Annotated in this window: 15 protein-coding genes and 1 riboswitch; of the genes, 12 read left to right on the top strand and 3 right to left on the bottom strand. The window is 54.4% G+C overall.

The window, feature by feature from the left end:
* The first annotated feature begins 180 nt into the window (after positions 1-180).
* The 4 genes from tnaC to ACIPUG_RS07125 all read left to right on the top strand — a co-directional run bounded on the left by tnaC (position 181) and on the right by ACIPUG_RS07125 (position 2,805).
* A complete protein-coding gene (gene tnaC / locus ACIPUG_RS07140) occupies positions 181-291 on the top strand; it encodes a tryptophanase leader peptide (protein ID WP_072010003.1) in 111 nt (36 codons plus the stop codon).
* 96 nt (positions 292-387) lie between these two features.
* Positions 388-1,788 (top strand): tryptophanase, encoded by a 1,401-nt coding sequence (tnaA, locus tag ACIPUG_RS07135; protein ID WP_400337991.1) that lies wholly within the window; start codon positions 388-390, stop codon positions 1,786-1,788.
* A 200-nt stretch (positions 1,789-1,988) separates the two neighbouring features.
* Positions 1,989-2,216 (top strand): hypothetical protein, encoded by a 228-nt coding sequence (locus ACIPUG_RS07130; protein ID WP_014916669.1) that lies wholly within the window; start codon positions 1,989-1,991, stop codon positions 2,214-2,216.
* Between the two features lie 28 nt (positions 2,217-2,244).
* Positions 2,245-2,805 (top strand): helix-turn-helix transcriptional regulator, encoded by a 561-nt coding sequence (locus ACIPUG_RS07125; protein ID WP_400337989.1) that lies wholly within the window; start codon positions 2,245-2,247, stop codon positions 2,803-2,805.
* 163 nt (positions 2,806-2,968) lie between these two features.
* Here ACIPUG_RS07125 and sgrT read toward each other — a convergent pair whose 3' ends face one another.
* On the bottom strand, positions 2,969-3,133 hold the full coding sequence (sgrT, locus tag ACIPUG_RS07120) for a glucose uptake inhibitor SgrT (RefSeq protein WP_039501505.1): 165 nt from the start codon (positions 3,131-3,133) through the stop codon (positions 2,969-2,971).
* A 90-nt stretch (positions 3,134-3,223) separates the two neighbouring features.
* Here sgrT and sgrR point away from each other — a divergent pair, with 90 nt between their 5' ends.
* The 4 genes from sgrR (at position 3,224) to thiQ (ending at position 8,360) form a co-directional block, all read left to right on the top strand.
* Positions 3,224-4,882: an HTH-type transcriptional regulator SgrR gene (gene sgrR / locus ACIPUG_RS07115; protein ID WP_400337987.1), complete on the top strand. Its 1,659-nt coding sequence runs from the start codon at positions 3,224-3,226 to the stop codon at positions 4,880-4,882.
* Positions 4,883-4,919: 37 nt separating this feature from the next.
* Positions 4,920-5,016: riboswitch (TPP riboswitch) on the top strand.
* Positions 5,017-5,096: 80 nt separating this feature from the next.
* Positions 5,097-6,080: a thiamine ABC transporter substrate binding subunit gene (gene thiB, locus ACIPUG_RS07110; protein WP_165576223.1), complete on the top strand. Its 984-nt coding sequence runs from the start codon at positions 5,097-5,099 to the stop codon at positions 6,078-6,080.
* Positions 6,056-7,663, top strand: coding sequence for a thiamine/thiamine pyrophosphate ABC transporter permease ThiP (gene thiP, locus ACIPUG_RS07105; RefSeq protein ID WP_205559661.1), 1,608 nt, complete (start codon positions 6,056-6,058; stop codon positions 7,661-7,663). The genes thiB and thiP overlap by 25 nt, the downstream gene beginning before the upstream one ends.
* Positions 7,650-8,360: a thiamine ABC transporter ATP-binding protein ThiQ gene (gene thiQ / locus ACIPUG_RS07100; RefSeq protein WP_039555367.1), complete on the top strand. Its 711-nt coding sequence runs from the start codon at positions 7,650-7,652 to the stop codon at positions 8,358-8,360. The genes thiP and thiQ overlap by 14 nt, the downstream gene beginning before the upstream one ends.
* A gap of 4 nt (positions 8,361-8,364) precedes the next feature.
* Here the strand turns inward: thiQ and ACIPUG_RS07095 are convergent, their stop codons facing one another.
* Positions 8,365-9,987, bottom strand: a complete 1,623-nt coding sequence (locus tag ACIPUG_RS07095; protein ID WP_400337985.1) for a family 43 glycosylhydrolase — start codon at positions 9,985-9,987, stop codon at positions 8,365-8,367.
* Positions 9,988-10,753: 766 nt separating this feature from the next.
* Between ACIPUG_RS07095 and ilvB the strand changes: the two genes are divergently transcribed.
* Both ilvB and ilvN read left to right on the top strand, forming a co-directional pair.
* On the top strand, positions 10,754-12,418 hold the full coding sequence (gene ilvB / locus ACIPUG_RS07090) for an acetolactate synthase large subunit (RefSeq protein WP_205559663.1): 1,665 nt from the start codon (positions 10,754-10,756) through the stop codon (positions 12,416-12,418).
* A gap of 5 nt (positions 12,419-12,423) precedes the next feature.
* Complete coding sequence (ilvN, locus tag ACIPUG_RS07085; RefSeq protein WP_039517747.1) at positions 12,424-12,735, top strand: acetolactate synthase small subunit; 312 nt, start codon at positions 12,424-12,426, stop codon at positions 12,733-12,735.
* Positions 12,736-12,770: 35 nt separating this feature from the next.
* Here ilvN and ACIPUG_RS07080 read toward each other — a convergent pair whose 3' ends face one another.
* Positions 12,771-13,541 (bottom strand): DedA family protein, encoded by a 771-nt coding sequence (locus tag ACIPUG_RS07080; RefSeq protein ID WP_014916681.1) that lies wholly within the window; start codon positions 13,539-13,541, stop codon positions 12,771-12,773.
* A 430-nt stretch (positions 13,542-13,971) separates the two neighbouring features.
* Between ACIPUG_RS07080 and ACIPUG_RS07075 the strand changes: the two genes are divergently transcribed.
* Together ACIPUG_RS07075 and ACIPUG_RS07070 are read left to right on the top strand one after the other, a co-directional pair.
* Positions 13,972-15,552 carry a sensor domain-containing diguanylate cyclase gene (locus ACIPUG_RS07075; RefSeq protein ID WP_100018549.1) on the top strand — a complete coding sequence of 527 codons (1,581 nt, stop codon included), beginning with the start codon at positions 13,972-13,974 and terminating at the stop codon, positions 15,550-15,552.
* A 236-nt stretch (positions 15,553-15,788) separates the two neighbouring features.
* Positions 15,789-18,155: a DNA polymerase II gene (locus ACIPUG_RS07070; RefSeq protein ID WP_400337983.1), complete on the top strand. Its 2,367-nt coding sequence runs from the start codon at positions 15,789-15,791 to the stop codon at positions 18,153-18,155.
* Positions 18,156-18,181 lie beyond the last annotated feature (26 nt).

The raw sequence follows: 18,181 nt of genomic DNA, 5'->3' as shown, positions 1-18,181 counted from the left end.
TACTGACTGATTCACTATTTCGTCATCCTGAGTACAGAACCCCACATTACCCCGCACGATGAGCACACAAGGCGTCACACGCCGAGAAAAAGCAGTAAGCCGAGTTGCCATTTCGATCACGGTATTTTCCCGCGGACGTACTATGCTGAAAACGTTCAACTCAATGTGTGAGAGGAGCCTATGGCGCGCACTATTCAGCGTTACCGTTTAAGCATCTCTGGCGATTGCCGGGCCTGGTTCAACATCGACCATCGCCTCACCAATGACTTCCCTCGTCCGCCTCATGCCTGAATCAGCGCCACGCTGATCATTTCCTGTTCCTGCATTCCTTACTTCGGCGTCACATAACGTGTCGCGACGGAATTCTTTTTTCTGGAGATCTATGGCATGAAACGCATCCCTGAACCATTCCGCATTAAGATGGTAGAAAATATCCGCATGACAACGCAGGCGGAACGTGAAAAAGCGCTGGCAGAGGCGGGGTACAATCCTTTCCTGCTACGTAGCGAAGACGTCTACATCGACCTGTTGACCGATTCTGGCACTGGCGCGATGAGCGACCGCCAGTGGGCTGGCTTAATGATGGGTGATGAAGCTTACGCAGGGTCACGCAATTACTATCATCTGTGCGAAAAAGTCGAAACCTTGCTGGGCTACCCGTTTACGATTCCCACCCATCAAGGGCGCGGCGCGGAACAGATTTTATTTCCGTGTCTGATAGCCAAGAAACAGCGTGCTGGCGGCGCGAAAAAGCCCATCTTCATTTCCAACTTCCACTTCGATACCACCGCTGCGCACGTCGAGCTAAATGGCGCTAGGGCCATTAACGTCGTCACACCAAAAGCTTTTGATACGAACACGGCCTATGACTGGAAAGGCGATTTCGATCTGGACCAGTTACAAAGCGTGATTTCACAGCATGGCGCGGAGAATGTCGTCGCCATTATCACCACGGTAACCTGCAACAGTTCAGGCGGACAGCCCGTCTCGATGAGCAACATGCGCGCCGTTTACCATATTGCACAGCAGCATCAGATCCCTGTGGTGATTGATTCGGCACGTTTCTGCGAAAACGCCTGGTTTATCAAGCAGCGCGAAACGGGCTATGCGGATAAATCCATTAAAGCCATCGTGCATGAAATGTATGAATACGGCGACATGCTGACGATGTCCGCGAAGAAAGATCCGATGGTCAATATTGGCGGATTATGCTGCTTCCGCAGCGACGAGGACCTGTTTAACGAGGTGCGCATTCGCTGCGTCCCGATGGAAGGCTTCGTCACCTATGGCGGACTGGCTGGACGAGATATGGAGGCGCTCGCCATCGGTCTGGAAGAAGGGATGGACGAAGACTATCTGTCCTACCGTATTGGACAGGTCGCCTATCTCGGAGAACGCCTGAAAGCCGGTGGAATTCCGATTCAGTATCCCGTTGGAGGACACGCTGTCTTTGTTGATGCCGCACGGCTATTGCCTCATATTCCGCCAGAGCAATTCCCTGCGCAGGCCCTTAACAATGCGCTGTATCTGGAAGCCGGTATCCGCAGCGTTGAAATCGGCTCACTTCTGCTGGGGCGCGATCCAGACACCGGGCAACAGAAAGCATCACCGCTTGAGCTACTGCGTCTAACTATCCCACGCCGGGTCTACACCAACGACCACATGGACTACATTGCAGATGCCCTTATCGCATTAAAAGCCCGGGCCAGCGATATTAAAGGGTTAACGTTCACCTATGAGCCCCCCGTGCTGCGGCACTTTGTCGCCCGTCTAAAACCAGTGGAATAACCCGCTGTAAGCATGCCCGGAGCCTTTCTCTGCGGGCATGCCTCCTTTCCAGTCTTCCTCTTCAATTTGCTTTTGCGAAGCTGCGTGCAGGCCGATCGCGCCGTTTAAATGTCAGCTAAATAAGCAGGTATATTTCATTCTCGACCAACACCAGCGTTGACAATTGTCAACACGCGACTTTACCATGACCCTATATAGCGATGAAAAAACATCCAAATAAGCATATTCAGGCAGCTATTGAATACGCACTAGCGCAAGGCTGGCGTTTTTATCCCAGCAACGGGCATGCATTTGGCAGACTTATCTGTGGCACGCCGGATCACAGTACCCATATGATGAGTATTTGGTCCACGCCATCAGTCCCGGAAAATCACGCAAAGCAGATCCGCCGCAATGTCGATAGCTGCCTGATAACGTTGAAACAATAGAAGGTCTATACGGCTTACCGAGGAATTTATGACAACGTATCACTTTTCTCTCACGCTAGCGGGCGTTTCCGCAGATACGGCTGGGCTGGAAGATGCGCTTTTTGCCAGCGGCTGCGACGACGCTCTGATCTGCTTCTATGGCAATGCCGTCTATCTCGAATTTGATCGAGAAAGCCCCCGTTTTTCTACCGCGGTTATCAGTGCTATTCATGATATCGAGTCCGCAAGCATCCAGGCCAAAGTCCACTCCGTCGATGCAGTCTGGGTTGGGATCAGTGACATCGCAGCCTTGTCTGCGCTGTCGCGTCAGGCGATCGCGCTTCTCAAAGATGGAAAACGTGGTGCGGGCGATTTCCCCTCTCCGGTCCAGCGCTTACGCGGTACATCACCGCTGTGGGAATGGAGCGATGTCGCCGACTGGCTGGCCAAACAAAAAAAAATCCCCCAAGAATTAGCCGATAACGCCCGGGTGCTTGCCACGATTAACCTGGCTTTACAGATACGCAATACCCACCAGCAGGACGAATTAGCACGTTATTGTGCATTACTCAGCGCAGGCAAGCCATTACGTGAACAAATCATCACGTAAACAACGCCGCTGATACCTCACTACCCTGCAAACCACCCGCAGCAGACAAAGCTAGCGGCAGGTAAACACCATAAAAAAAGCCAGCGAAAAACTCGCTGGCTGGTGAAACATCACCATTACTCAGAATACATTGTTTTACTCAGAATAAATTGTTTCGCACCACCTAAAGCCAATGACGGTACTCTTCATCAGACATGTCGTTCAGGTGCCACTGCGTTGCCTGCTGCAATAGTGCAACGCGCTGTTGGGTAGACATCCATCGCAACCACTTTGCCTTACAGGTCGATAAGTAGGTTTGATAGAACTGGTACAAACGGGAAATCGCCATCAGCCACCTCCTCTCTTTTCTTGTTGCAAAGTATCGGCGTAATATAGGGAAAGATAAATTGATGACTTTAGTGCAGGGAGTTCCTCTTTTATGTCTTCCCCTCGATTGCAACAACAGTTCATCCGCCTGTGGCAGCACTTTCAGGGGCAAACGACCGACACCACGCTGCAAGAGTTGACCGGGGTGTTGAACTGCTCCCGCCGCCATATCCGCTCATTGCTGAACGCGATGCAGCAGGAAGGGTGGCTGATCTGGCAGGCAGAAGCCGGAAGGGGAAAACGCTCGCAGCTATCGTTTGTGTATACCGGATTAGCGCTACAGCAGCAGCGCGCCGAGGATTTGCTGGAACAGGATCGCATTGAGCAACTGGTGCAGTTGGTCGGTAATAAAGAAGCGGTACGCCAGATGTTACTTGCCCATCTTGGGCGCAGTTTCCGGCAGGGAAAACATATTCTGCGGATTCTCTATTACCGCCCCTTACGCAACCTGCAGCCAGGTTCGGCGCTGCGGCGTTCGGAAATGCACATTGCACGGCAAATTTTTAGCGGGCTAACCAATATAAATGAGGAAAATGGGGAACTAAAACCCGATCTTGCTCATCATTGGCAGATGCTGGCCCCGCTGCACTGGCGTTTTTATCTGCGTCCGGCCATCCGCTTCCATCACGGTCGTGAGCTCACGATGGAGGATGTCATCACCTCCCTCAAGCGCCTCACCGCATCGCCGCTGTTTTCGCACCTTGAAACCATCACATCACCGATGCCCTTCGTGATTGATATTCGGCTAAACAGCCCGGATAACTGGCTACCGTGGTTATTAGGCAGCGTGCACGCCATGATTTTGCCGCAGGAATGGCAAACGCTACCCGATTTTGCCCAACACCCGATTGGCACTGGCCCTTACGCCGTGGTGCGCAATAACAGCAACCAGTTAAAGATCCGCGCCTTCGATGATTATTTTGGCTATCGGGCGCTCATTGATGAGGTCAATATTTGGGTCCTGCCCGACGAGCCGGAGGAAATGCCGGTATCTATCCAACTCCAGTCTGACAATTCTCGTCACGAACAGCTGGAAAGCCGGATGGAAGAAGGTGGTTATTTCCTGCTGTTCGATAAGCGTTCGCCGTTAGCATCACGACCGGAAGTTCAGCGATGGCTCAGGCAGGTCTTTAACCCTATTTCGCTACTCAACCACGCCAATACCAGCAACCAGCGTGACTGGTCGCCCGCCTACAGTTTGCTGCCGCGCTGGCACCATCACCATCCCGATGTACCGCAATCCATGCCGAAAGGGCTAACGGACGTCACGCTCACGTTCTATCAGGCACACCCTGAATATCGGATATTAAGCGAGATAATGCGTACACTGCTGGCACAACACGGTGTCACATTACATATTCAGACGGTCAGCTACGAAGACTGGTATCAAGGCAATGCCGACAGCGATATCTGGTTTGGTAGCCTGAATTGTTACCTGCCGATCGAATTCTCCCTGTTCGCGATGCTCTACGAACTCCCGCTGGCGCAGCACTGTCTGAATGACGATCTGCACGCGGACGCGCAGCAGTGGCGTAACCACACGCTGCCGATGGCAGAGTGGTGTGAAAAGCTGATCGCCAGCGGTCAACTGCACCCTCTGCTGCACCATTGGCTGCAACTTCAGGGGCAGCGCAGTATGCGCGGTGTCAGGATGAATATGCTGGGCTGGTTTGATTTTAAATCTGCCTGGTTCGCACCGCCGGAACGCTGAGAGCCTTTCGCTGCCCGACTTAACCCTTTACAATGTGCCGTTCTCAACGGGGTGCGGAAAATTTTTCGCTGAGAAGATACCCGTCGAACCTGATCCGGTTAATACCGGCGAAGGGATTTGAGAGTGCTGCTCATTGCTGCCTCAAAGTCCTTTGCCACCCTATGATTCTCAGGAGTGCAAAGTGTTAAATCAATTATTACCGCGTTCAGCCACCGTGCTGAAAACCAGCCTGTCTTGCCTGCTACTGCTCTCTGCTTCGGCGTTCGCCAAGCCTGCGCTTACCGTATATACCTACGATTCATTTGCTTCCGAGTGGGGTCCAGGCCCTGTCATCAAGACCGCATTTGAAAAAGAGTGCGAGTGCGAGCTGAACTTCGTCGCGCTGGAAGATGGTGCCTCGCTGCTGAACCGCCTGCGTATGGAAGGCAAGAACAGCAAAGCGGATATCATTCTGGGGCTGGACAACAACCTGCTGCAGGCGGCGGAACAAACCGGCCTGTTTGCGCCACACAATCTGGACACCCGCGCCGTCACGGTGCCGGGCGGCTGGAACAATAAGACGTTCGTGCCTTATGACTACGGCTATTTCGCGTTTGTGTATAACAAAAACACGCTGAAGAACCCGCCGAAAAGCCTGCATGAGCTGGTGGATAGCAACGAACCGTGGAAAGTGATCTATCAGGATCCACGCACCAGCACGCCGGGACTGGGGCTGCTGTTGTGGATGCAGAAAGTGTATGGCAATGATGCGCCGCAAGCCTGGCAGAAACTGGCGAAAAAAACCGTTACCGTCACCAAAGGCTGGAGCGAAGCCTACGGCCTGTTCCTGAAAGGGGAAGCGGATCTGGTGCTGAGTTACACCACATCGCCGGCCTATCACATCATTGAAGAGAAGAAAGACAACTACGCGGCAGCGACCTTCAGCGAAGGACACTATCTGCAAATTGAAGTCGCCGGGCAGTTGGCTTCCAGCAAAAATCCCGAGCTGGCAAAACGCTTTATGCAGTTCATCCTGAGCCCAACGTTCCAGCAGGCGATCCCTACTACAAACTGGATGTATCCGGCGGTGAAAACCGATCTGCCAGCAGGTTTCGCGACGCTCGCGGTACCGGAAAAAGCCATGCAGTTCAGCGCACAGGAAGTTGCTGACCAAAGGACGCAGTGGATTCAGGCATGGCAACGCGCCGTCAGCCACTGATCGGCGGACGTCTGTGGCCAGGGCTACTGGCCACCACGCTGTTAATTTCCGTTGCCACACTGGCTTTCGGTGCCCTGTGGCTACAGGCACCCGAAAGCCAGTGGCGCACGCTATGGCATGACAGCTATCTCTGGCATGTCATTCGGTTTACCTTCTGGCAGGCCTTTCTCTCCGCACTGTTCTCTACCGCTCCGGCCATGTTTCTCGCCAGAGCGCTGTACCGGCGACGCTTTCCCGGCCATCGCTGGCTGCTGCGCCTGTGCGCGATGACGCTGGTGCTGCCCGTGCTGGTCGCCGTTTTTGGCCTGCTCAGCGTTTACGGTCGCCAAGGCTGGCTGGCCTCTGCGCTGGGCTGGTTTGACCTGAAATACACGTTTTCGCCCTATGGGTTGCAGGGCATCCTGCTGGCGCACGTCTTCTTTAATCTGCCGCTGGCAACCCGATTGCTGTTGCAGTCGTTAGAAGGCATCGCTACCGAGCAGCGTCAGTTGGCCGCGAATCTGGGCATGAACAGCTGGCAGCATTTCCGACTGCTGGAATGGCCCGCCCTGCGCCGGCAGATTTTACCCACTGGCGCACTGATTTTTATGCTCTGCTTCGCCAGCTTTGCCACCGTGCTGTCGCTGGGCGGCGGCCCGCAGGCAACCACGATCGAGTTGGCAATCTATCAGGCATTAAGCTTTGATTACGATCCGGGACGCGCGGCGCTGCTGGCGTTAATCCAGATGGTTTGCTGTCTTGGTTTGGTACTGCTGAGCCAGCGGCTGGGGCGCATTCTGCCCGTCGGCAGCACACAGCAGCTTGCCTGGCGCAACCCTCAAGATAGCGCTTTAAGCCGCCTCACCGATGGCGTTCTGATTGGTGCACTGCTGCTGCTGGTCGTCCCTCCTTTGCTGGCCGTGGTAGTGGATGGCGTAAACCGCTCGCTGGTTACCGTGCTGCAACAGCCTGTGCTCTGGCAAACGCTGTTTACCTCACTGCGCATCGCCTTAGGCGCAGGGCTCCTGTGTCTGGTACTGACCATGATGCTGCTCTGGAGCAGCCGCGAGCTCAAGCTACGCCAGAAGCCACTCTACGGGCAGTTGATGAACCTGAGCGGAATGCTTATCCTCGCCATGCCCGGTATTGTGCTGGCAACCGGCTTTTTCCTGCTTCTAAATAACAGCATCGGGTTACCGCAATCCCCTTACGCACTGGTGGTGTTCACCAACGCGCTGATGGCGATTCCCTACGCGATAAAAGTGCTGGAAAACCCAATGCTGGACGTTGCCGAGCGCTACAACCGACTCTGCACGTCGCTGGATATTCGCGGCTGGCAGCGATTGAAGCTGATCGAACTCGCCGCGCTGAAACAGCCGCTGGCGCAGGCGTTAGCCTTTGCCTGCGTGCTGTCGATCGGGGATTTCGGCGTTATCGCGCTGTTCGGCAATGAGCAGTTCCGCACGCTGCCGTTCTACCTGTACCAGCAAATTGGTTCCTATCGCAGCGCCGACGGCGCAGTCACGGCGCTGCTCTTAATGCTGCTGTGCTTTATGTTATTTACCCTGATTGAGAAACTGGCAGGCCGTCATGATCGCGCTTGAGAAATTGACCTACTTTTATCAGCACTTGCCCATGCGTTTTGATTTTCACGTCAAACCGGGCGAGCGCATCGCCATCCTCGGCCCCAGCGGCGCAGGGAAAAGTACGCTACTGAATCTGGTTGCCGGTTTCCTGATGGCAGACAGCGGGGAGTTACGACTTAACGGCGAATCTCACCGCGAGACACCTCCCGCTAAACGACCGGTGTCGATTCTGTTTCAGGAAAATAACCTGTTTCCTCATTTGACGATCGGACAGAACATCGCGCTGGGGCTACATCCCGGCCTGCGACTGAGTGCCACACAGCGTGAAACGCTACGGCAGATCGCCGATCGGGTCGGTCTGGCGGATCTTCTGGATCGTCTGCCGTCGCAGGTGTCCGGCGGGCAGCGCCAGCGCGCGGCATTGGCACGCTGTCTGGTGCGTCACCAGCCCATTCTGCTGCTGGATGAACCGTTCTCAGCGCTCGATCCGGCGCTGCGTCAGGAAATGCTCGATCTGGTTGAAAGCGTGTGTCAGGAGCGTGAGTTCACACTGTTGATGGTCTCTCACAATCTGGATGATGCCATGCGGATCGCAAAACGTACGGTGCTGATCGTGGACGGGCAGATTTATTATGACGGGCCGACTCAGGCGCTACAGGATGGCAGCGCCGAGGCAGCCGCCATCCTGGGAATTTCACGTCCGTCTTCGGATTGAGAAGTTAAGGCAACGCCTGATAGCGCAGGTTGCTGAACGTCACCTCGCCTTCGCCTGAAGCATACAGGGCAGGCCGCAGACTGAGGAAATCATACGCGACGTTGTGGTGGTAGCCGGACACTTCCATCTGCACCGGGTATTTTTTCCACGGTTCCTGATCCGAGGTTCGGGTGTAGAACGTCACGATATGGCGATCGTTTTTCATCCGAATCTGCACCTCATTGCCCGTAATATGTGGCAATTTCTTCTCCGCCCTTTCCAGCCCATAGCGATGCATGACGGTGCCATCCTGATTAAACGACAGCCCGACATATAGCTTCGCATTGTAGAACAGCAATAAACCAGCCTGTGCACCGGACGCAAAGTTCGCTGTCACTTCAATCTGGTAAGCCTGATCGCCGGGGATCATCGTCAGCGGCGCGCTATCTTTCGGCGACGTGCCTTTTGCCTTCAGGTGCAACTTGCCGTCGCTAAGCGTAACCCGCTTTAGCTCTTCCGCATTGGCGCGGTAGAAATGCCAGCGTGCCGGAAATTTCTCGTCGGTAAAGCTATCAGACCAGCCGATGCCGTGAGGCACCGCTTCGCCCCCTGTCGGCTTGCGAATCGGTTTGCCGGTATCGAATCCGGCAGACGTAAACCAGCCGTCATCGCCCCAGACAATTGGCTCCAGCATCGCCTGCCGCCCCAGTGTCATAAAGCCGTTTTCATAACCGTGATACACCATGTACCAATTTTTATCCGGCCCGTCGATCAGCGTGGCATGACCGCGTGACCACCACTTCTCTGAACGATCCTGCGTGCGGATAATCGGGTTATGCGGCGAGTTTTCCCACGGTCCGTTGATCGATTTAGATCGCGCGGCAATCACCATGTGCCCGGTTGGTGGCCCAGCCGTCCCGCCTTCCGCCAGCACCATGTAGAAGTAGTCGCCGTGGCGCAGCATCTTAGGCCCTTCCTGCGAGAAGCTTTCCACATCCCACTCTTCCGGGTACTGCCATCCCTGATAGACCACCTCCATGTCGCCGACCGTCGACAGCCCGTCGTCCGTTAATTGCACGCGGTTGCCACCAGACATAAAGATGTAACGCTTGCCATCCTCTCCCACGATGTGGCCGGGATCGCTGGCCGGGTTTTTCAAGCCCGTATCCTTCGGCGGCGTCCACGGGCCGTGGATATCATCGGCGGTAATCACATACAGCGTTTTCTTTTTCGTCCCTTTGGCGTCGATAATCCGGTTTGTGGTGAAGTAGATATAATACTTGCCGTTGTGCTTCACCAAATCCGGTGCCCAGATCGCATCGACAGGCGTCGTGATCGCGGGGCCAAGTGGTTCCCAGTTCACTAAATCGCGTGAATGCCAAATCAGCAGCCCGGGGATGTCGTCAAATGACGAGAACGTCATGTAATAGTCATCCCCGTCTTTGATAATCGTGGGATCAGGATGATCGCCCGCAATAATCGGATTGAGATAACAGCCATTGCCCAAATCAGCCTGACGCTGCTGTTCAATACCCCGCTTCCATTCGTTAGCAGGGCCAGCCTGACAGGCCATCGCCGTGCCGATACCCATTGCCATCAATAAGATACCGCTTAATACGCCTTTCCCTACCGCTCGGGACACGCCCATTTATCACCACCCACTATCTCAATGATTATTTTATAATTTATAACATTGAAACCCTGTTCCAATTGTGAAAACAGTCACGCTTCTCTCGGTTATACGGCGAAAAATCAGGCGGTAATCGTGCGGTGAAATACCAATATATACCCTAAATAATTCGAGTTTCAGGACAAAACGTAGCGTTTTGAACAGCGCTTGCGCTGACCCCGAAGGGGTGAGGCCATAGGCCGAATAACGCGGCAAGTGAGGGACAAATTCGTCGGGAACGAATTTGACCAGCCAACGGCTGGCCTTCGGTGAGAGACAGGATGTCTCTCATTTAATCCCGATGAGCTTACTCAAGTAAGTGATTCGGGTGACTGAGCGCAGCCAACGCACATGCAACTCGAAGTATGACGGGTATACTGTGACCAATTCGACATATTCAGTTTTTATCCCTTGTAGGTATTGTGTCTTTTTGTGCTGCTGTGCTTATATGAATTGGCGATTGAATAACTCATTCGAACACAACACTCGGCCATAAATAAATTTACTAGAACATAAATAGGATTCCCGTGACGCACTATTCTTCTTCCACTTCAGCACTACTAAGCACCGCGCATGTTGACGCGGTCGTCGTCGTGCGCGTGGCAGTCGTGGTCGTCGTCGGCAGCGCGCCGTAACGGGTTCCGAATCGAAGATTCTCAAACCCCGCCGGCGCAAGCCGAGCGGGGTTTCTTGTTTTTACCCTCCCCGCTCCGACACCGCACCGGCCCTGATGAAGGATGTAAACATGCGTTATACAGGCGCTCAGTTAATTGTTCGGCTGCTCGAACAGCAGGGCATCACCACCGTAGCGGGCATTCCCGGCGGCGCGGCCCTGCCGTTATATGATGCACTGGGTCAGAGTAAGACTATTCGCCACGTTCTGGCTCGCCACGAGCAAGGCGCTGGATTTATGGCACAAGGCATGGCGCGCGCCAGCGGACGCGCGGCGGTTTGTATGGCGTCCAGCGGGCCGGGGGCGACCAACCTGCTCACCGCCATCGCCGATGCCAAACTGGATTCGATCCCGCTGGTGTGTATCACCGGTCAGGTGCCTTCCAGCATGATCGGTACTGATGCGTTTCAGGAAGTCGACACCTACGGCATCTCTATTCCCGTCACCAAACATAACTATCTGGTTCGCGACATCAACGAACTGCCGCGCGTGATCCCGGAAGCCTTTCGCATCGCGCAGTCGGGCCGCCCTGGCCCCGTGTGGATTGATATTCCAAAAGACATTCAGAATGCGACCATTGAACTGAGCGAACTGCCGGACGTCTTCCCTCTCGATACGCCGCCCGCCATCGCCCAGCAGGAAATCGAGCGTGCTGCGGCCATGATTAATGCGGCTCAGCGTCCGGTGCTTTATCTGGGCGGTGGGATCATTAGCAGCGCCGCGCACGAACAAGCGGTTCAACTGGCGGAACGCTCCAGCCTGCCAACCACCATGACGCTGATGGCGCTGGGAACCATGCCCGTCGATCACCCTCTGTCGCTCGGGATGCTGGGTATGCACGCCGCACGATCAACCAATCTGATCTTACAGCAGGCAGATTTGTTAATTGTGTTGGGAGCGCGTTTTGACGATCGCGCGATTGGTAAAGCGGAACAGTTTTGCCCGCAGGCCAGCATCATTCACATCGATATCGATCCCGCCGAGTTGGGCAAGATCCGCCAACCGCACGTGGCGATCAACGCAGATGTCGCACAGGCGCTGGATCAGTTGCTGCCACAGATTACGCCGCAGCAGCGTGACGTATGGCGTACCACCGTCCGTGGTCTGCAACAGGAATTTCCGTTCAGCATGCCGGGCGCTGACGATCCATTGAGCCATTATGGTCTGGTTCAGGCCACGGCGCAGGCGCTGACGGATGATGCCATCATCACGACCGATGTCGGCCAGCATCAGATGTGGGTCGCGCAGTCTTATCCGCTGCGTCGTCCACGCCAGTGGCTGACATCCGGCGGGTTTGGGACAATGGGCTTTGGCCTGCCTGCGGCGATTGGCGCGGCGTTGGCTGAACCGGATCGCACCGTGGTGTGTTTCTCGGGTGATGGCAGCCTGATGATGAATATTCAGGAAATGGCGACCGCGGCAGAAGAAGGACTCAACGTAAAAATCGTCCTGATGAACAACCAATCGCTCGGTCTGGTTCACCAGCAACAGGATATGTTTTTCCAGAAACGCATCTTCGCGGCCGATTACCGCTACAGCGCGAATTTCCTCGCGATTGCCGCAGGTTTTGGCTTTGCAACTTGCGATCTGAACGCCGCCACCGACCCACAGGCCGCGCTGCAAGAGATGCTCAATCAACCAGGTCCTGCGCTGATCCACGTACTTATTGACGCCAATGAAAAAGTGTTACCCATCGTGCCACCGGGCGCAGCGAACATCGATATGATCGGAGATTAATGACTATGTCAACTCAACTAACTTCGTCAACTCAACCAACTTCAAATCAGGTCACGCTAGAACTCTCTGTGCGCAACCATCCCGGCGTCATGTCACACGTTTGCGGCCTGTTTGCCCGCCGGGCATTTAACGTGGAAGGCATTCTGTGTATGCCGCTGGCCAACGGTGAAGAAAGCCGCATCTGGCTACTGGTCAAAGATGACCAGCGGCTACCGCAGATGATCAGTCAGGTGGAAAAGCTGGAAGACGTCCTTCAGGTTCGCCGTCACGGTGAAGAAATGCGTATTTTCGAGCAGGTCGCCGAGTTTTACTGCTAACTGGCTTGGCCGGGTCTTTCCCGGCCTGCCCAACATTACCCGTTTAACACCTGCCATAGCAGATGACGGTAAACTGGCATCAGCGGGTGCTGTAGTAGTACGATCAGCAAGGCAACCGCCGCCACGGACATCACGGGCGCGACCCAGCGCAGACGTCTGAGTGGCATCTTTCTGCTAAACCAGTCATGATGTTTACGCTTATCACTGCGCCACCAGCGCCAGTTTAGCCAGCCTGCGCCCCACAGCATGATGGCAGTAATCAGCAACAGCCACTTAAATCCTGCGCTGTTTGTCCCCGCGGGAATATCAATCGCAACGCCAGCCAAAATGCCCGGTAAGAAATAGGCTGGCGGCCACAGCAGGCAGCCAATGATATTCGGTACAGCAAATTTATAAGGTGGTAACCCCAGCATCCCCGCCACCATCGGGATGAGCGGACGCGTCGGGCCGACAAAACGCCCGATCAGTATCGTCGGCATCGGGTGCTGATACAGGGCATATTCGGTTTTACTCAGCAGCGCCTGATGCTTTTTCAGGAAAGACCAGTTATGCAGCGGCGCCTTAAAACGCATGCCAATGAAATAGGAAATCCAGTCCCCTAGCAGGCAACCGATAATCCCTGCCGCCCACGCCGGATAAAGCCCCATTTGTCCGCTGCCGATCAGTGCTCCCAGCGTTGCCATCATCACCGTTCCCGGCAACAGCAGCCCCACCAGAGCCAGAGATTCGAGAAAGGCAACCAGCATGACGGCGATCAGTGAATACGCTAGCGATTGGGTAACCAGATGATCCAGCCACGCTTCCATAAAATCTACCCGTACGTTATAAAAACAAGGATTGTCTGGATCATAGCAGAAGCCGTCAACTCCTGATTTCACCTCATCATCCGATTAGGATTAATGTAAAAATCCAACACACCGGATTACCACACGATTTCGTCTCTCAGGCGATATTGATCTCCGTCCACTAGCACGAAACCCAGCAATATCCTACCGAAAATATGTAGCATGATTTATCTATCCTGCGTTGAAGCGATCTCAGCTCGCAGGTATAGAAAGCCTGTACGTTCTGATAAATATCAACTATTCCCCTTATCAAGGCAGACGCAATATCATTTTCCAATTCAAGCCGTTAGCACCACTTCAGTAATGGTGTTTTATGGTCAATTCTTTTGCACCGACGGGCATCAACACTTATGATAGCGGTCATTTTTTGCCACCGTGCCACACTGCCACTATGTTTTTTAAACTATTCAAACATTTCGGATTACGACGTCTTATCCTACTCTTGGCAGTGGCGAGCGCCTTGGTAACACTGGCAAACAGTTTTTATGCCAGCTATCGAGTCCAACGAGAGCTGCTGATTGATAACACCCTTGAAGCCAACCGCGTTTACGCCACCAAACTCGCGGCAATGACCCATTCCTTCTTTAAAGAATCCCAGCAGCAGCTCGCCTACAGCGCCAATATCGTCGCTACCCAAATGGATGATAAGGCCGGCCTGTTTAAAGAAGCCGAGCGCCTGCGGTTACAGACCAGCAATTTTAACTCAGTCGTCATTGCAGATGAAAAAGGGATCATCAGAGCCACATCGCCCGATACGTTCCAATTAATCGGGAGAAGCCTGACCACAGAAGGCGCACTCGAAGCCTTGAAAGAAAAACAGCCGCTTATCAGCCAGCCCTATGTATCCGCCGCCAATAACCTCATCGTGCTGATATCTTCGCCGATATTCACACGAGATGGCCGCTATAAGGGGTTTATCGGTGGTTCGATCTATCTTAAGCAGCCCAGCGTGCTCAATACGCTCTTAGACAAACACTATTACCGTGATGGCTCTTATATTTATGTCACCGATAAGAACAAAACAATGCTGTATCACCGTGACATGGAGCGTATTGGCAAAACAGAAACCAATAATCTGAAGATCGATGCCTATCACGAAAATAATGGCAGCCAGCATATGGTGAACTATCTGGATGAAACCATGCTGGCGGGTTACGCCGTTGAAGCCACCTCACAGTGGCAGATTGTGGCGCTTCGCCCGATGGACATTACGCTGAAACCTCTCGATAGCCTGATGCTGAACGTACTGCGTCACACACTTCCACTCGCGCTGTTGACCATCTTCTGCGTCTGGCTGCTGGCCCGGCTCATCGCCCAGCCTCTGTGGCTGCTGGCGCGCAGTGCCAATAAGATGGATGCACTCGATGTCTCCGACGACATCAGAAATATCCACTCCTGGTATTTCGAAGCCTCACAGCTCAAACAGGCCATGCTTCTGGGTATCGATTTACTCCAGCGCAAAATTGGTAAGCTGCGTTCAGAGGCACATTCAGACCCCATGACCGAACTGCTCAATCGTCGTGGGTTGGATAGCGTGCTCCGCTACTGGCAAATGGGACAGAAAAGCTTTGCGGTCATCGCACTGGATATCGATCGCTTCAAGCGCATCAATGACACTCACGGCCACGATGTCGGCGACAACGTCATCCGCTATCTCTCACAGCTTATTCGCACCAGCTCACGCGATGCCGACATTCTGTGCCGCAGCGGCGGTGAAGAATTTTTGATTCTACTGCCGGAAACCAGCCTCGACGTCGCACTCAGCATTGCTGAACGGTTGCGGCAACGCGTGCAGGAATCGACCATTCCTGTCGTGGGCAATATCACCATCTCATTAGGCGTTGCCCTGTGGGAACCGGGCGTCAGCAATATGCCAATCGATCGCACCTTCAAGCTGGCAGATGAAGCCCTGTATCAAGCCAAGCAAGAAGGCCGCAACCGCGTGGTCTCTGCCTCTGGCAGCGAGCAGTAATCCATTTTCTCCTTATTTTATATACCCTAAATAATTCGAGTTGCATGAAGGCGGCAACGGCGCGAATCCCCAGGAGCTTACTCAGGTAAGTGACTGGGGTGAGAAAGGGAAGCCAACGCACAAGCAGCTTGAAGTATGACGGGTATACAGGTGATGTCGCTGGACATCACCTGTATAAATAACCATACTTATCCCTACCATCTTTCCTTATCCCGCTCGCTATAAAAGGCCGCTTAGTGACTCAGGTTCGTCAGGGGTTTCTACTGACCCGCCACTGGAACGACACACCAGCTGGCACGCAGGTTGAATTCTGGCTGGCCACCGATGAGGGCCCGCTGCTCGCACGTCTGCCAGTACAGCAGGCCGTTGCCTTTATTCCCGCACAGCAGGAAGCCCGCGCAAGAACGCTCTTACAGCAGGAGAAACGCTGGCAGTTAAAACCACTCGCCATGCAGGATTTCCACCATCAGCCGCTGCTGGGGCTGTATTGCCCGCAATACCGACAGCTGCTGCGGCTGGAAAAATTGCTGCGTGAAGGCGGCGTTCAGGTCTACGAAGCGGATATTCGCCCGACGGAACGCTTTTTGATGGAACGCTTTATCACCGCCCCCGTGTGGTTTAGCGGCAACGCCGTTTCAGATAGCCTGCTGACGGACGCCCGCATGAAATCCAATCCTGATTACCGCCCGACGCTCAAACTGGTGTCGTTGGATATTGAGACCACCCGCCACGGCGAGCTTTACTGCATCGGGCTGGAAGGCTGCGGACAACGTCAGGTTTACATGCTCGGCCCACCGAACGGCACGCCTGCCGAGCACGAGGATTTTACGCTGGAGTACGTCGCCAGCCGCCCGTTGCTACTGGAAAAGCTGAATACCTGGATGCAGCAGCACGATCCTGATGCCATCATCGGCTGGAATCTGGTGCAGTTTGACCTGCGCGTCTTACAGAAACATGCCGAGCGCTACAATATTCCGCTCAAGCTAGGGCGCAACGGGCAGGCGTTAGAATGGCGGGAGCACGGCTTTAAACAGGGGCATTTTTTTGCCAGCGCCACTGGCCGTTTGATTATCGACGGCATTGACGCGCTCAAATCCGCGACGTGGAATTTTGCCTCGTTTAGTCTGGAATTCGTCGCGCAGTCGCTGCTGGGGGAAGGCAAAGCCATCGATACACCCTATCAGCGGATGGATGAAATCGACCGCCGTTTTGCTGAAGATAAACCGGCACTCGCACGCTATAACCTGCAAGACTGCGAACTGGTCACGCGTATTTTCGACAAAACCGAGCTGCTGCCTTTCTTGCTAGAGCGCGCCAGCGTCACCGGTCTGGCGGCCGACCGCAGCGGCGGTTCCGTGGCGGCATTTTCCCACCTTTATTTACCGCGCATGCATCGCATGGGTTACGTCGCTCCGAATCTGGGTGACGTCGCACTTGAAGCCAGCCCCGGCGGATTTGTGATGGATTCACGTCCCGGCCTGTATGATTCAGTGCTCGTACTGGATTATAAGAGCCTCTACCCTTCCATTATCCGTACGTTCCTGATCGATCCGGTTGGGCTAGCGGTAGGAACGCAGAATCCAGACGCTCAGCACGCCGTCCCCGGCTTTCGCGGGGCGTGGTTCTCCCGCGAACAGCACTGCCTGCCGGCGATTGTTGAACAAATCTGGCAAGGGCGTGAAGCGGCAAAGCGTACTAACAATAAGCCACTGTCGCAGGCGCTAAAGATCATCATGAATGCCTTTTACGGGGTGCTGGGCGCAACAGGCTGCCGTTTCTTCGATCCGCGTCTCGCCTCCTCCATCACCCTACGCGGCCATGAAATCATGCGCAAAACGCGCGAGCTGATCGAGGAACAGGGCTATCAGGTGATTTATGGCGATACCGACTCCACCTTTGTCTGGCTGAAGCACGCGCATAGCGAAGAAGAAGCCGCAAAGATTGGCAATGCGCTGGTGCAGCACGTTAACCAATGGTGGACACAGCACCTGCAAGACACTCAGCAGTTGACCAGCGCGCTGGAGCTGGAGTTTGAAACACATTTTCGCCGCTTCCTGATGCCAACGATTCGCGGCGCGGAACAAGGCAGCAAAAAGCGCTACGCCGGCATGATCGACACGCCACAGGGCGAAAAGATGGTGTTTAAAGGGCTGGAAACCGTGCGCACCGACTGGACACCGCTGGCGCAGCAGTTTCAACAGCAGCTCTATCTGCTGATTTTTCAACAGCAGCCTTATCAGGACTGGCTGCGGGATTATGTCGATCGCACCCTGAATGGGGATTTTGACGATCTGCTGATCTACCGTAAACGGCTGCGTCGCCGGCTCGATGATTACCAGCGCAACGTACCGCCCCACGCCAGAGCCGCGAAAATCGCTGATGACTATAACCGCCAGCAAGGACGACCGCTGCAATACCAAAACGGCGGCTGGATCAGCTATGTGATGACCGTCAACGGCCCCGAACCGCTGGAAACCCGGCATTCTCCACTGGACTACCAGTTCTATGTAGAACGCCAGCTTCAGCCCGTCGCAGATGCCATTCTTCCTTTCCTGCACGACGATTTTGCTACACTGGTAACAGGTCAGATGGGCTTGTTTTAAATGGCAGATATTCATGTTTTTAAATG

Source organism: Pectobacterium sp. CHL-2024, from assembly GCF_044751765.1.
GTDB lineage: Bacteria > Pseudomonadota > Gammaproteobacteria > Enterobacterales > Enterobacteriaceae > Pectobacterium > Pectobacterium brasiliense.
This window is presented reverse-complemented; position numbering and strand designations above follow the sequence as displayed.

Bases quoted from the DNA above. Each gene is read 5' to 3' on its own strand.
- tnaC (WP_072010003.1), top strand. From the start codon at position 181: ATGGCGCGCACTATTCAGCGTTACCGTTTAAGCATCTCTGGCGATTGC.
- tnaA (WP_400337991.1), top strand. From the start codon at position 388: ATGAAACGCATCCCTGAACCATTCCGCATTAAGATGGTAGAAAATATC.
- ACIPUG_RS07130 (WP_014916669.1), top strand. From the start codon at position 1,989: ATGAAAAAACATCCAAATAAGCATATTCAGGCAGCTATTGAATACGCA.
- ACIPUG_RS07125 (WP_400337989.1), top strand. From the start codon at position 2,245: ATGACAACGTATCACTTTTCTCTCACGCTAGCGGGCGTTTCCGCAGAT.
- sgrT (WP_039501505.1), bottom strand. From the start codon at position 3,133: ATGGCGATTTCCCGTTTGTACCAGTTCTATCAAACCTACTTATCGACC.
- sgrR (WP_400337987.1), top strand. From the start codon at position 3,224: ATGTCTTCCCCTCGATTGCAACAACAGTTCATCCGCCTGTGGCAGCAC.
- thiP (WP_205559661.1), top strand. From the start codon at position 6,056: ATGGCAACGCGCCGTCAGCCACTGATCGGCGGACGTCTGTGGCCAGGG.
- thiQ (WP_039555367.1), top strand. From the start codon at position 7,650: ATGATCGCGCTTGAGAAATTGACCTACTTTTATCAGCACTTGCCCATG.
- ACIPUG_RS07095 (WP_400337985.1), bottom strand. From the start codon at position 9,987: ATGGGCGTGTCCCGAGCGGTAGGGAAAGGCGTATTAAGCGGTATCTTA.
- ilvB (WP_205559663.1), top strand. From the start codon at position 10,754: ATGCGTTATACAGGCGCTCAGTTAATTGTTCGGCTGCTCGAACAGCAG.
- ilvN (WP_039517747.1), top strand. From the start codon at position 12,424: ATGTCAACTCAACTAACTTCGTCAACTCAACCAACTTCAAATCAGGTC.
- ACIPUG_RS07080 (WP_014916681.1), bottom strand. From the start codon at position 13,541: ATGGAAGCGTGGCTGGATCATCTGGTTACCCAATCGCTAGCGTATTCA.
- ACIPUG_RS07075 (WP_100018549.1), top strand. From the start codon at position 13,972: ATGTTTTTTAAACTATTCAAACATTTCGGATTACGACGTCTTATCCTA.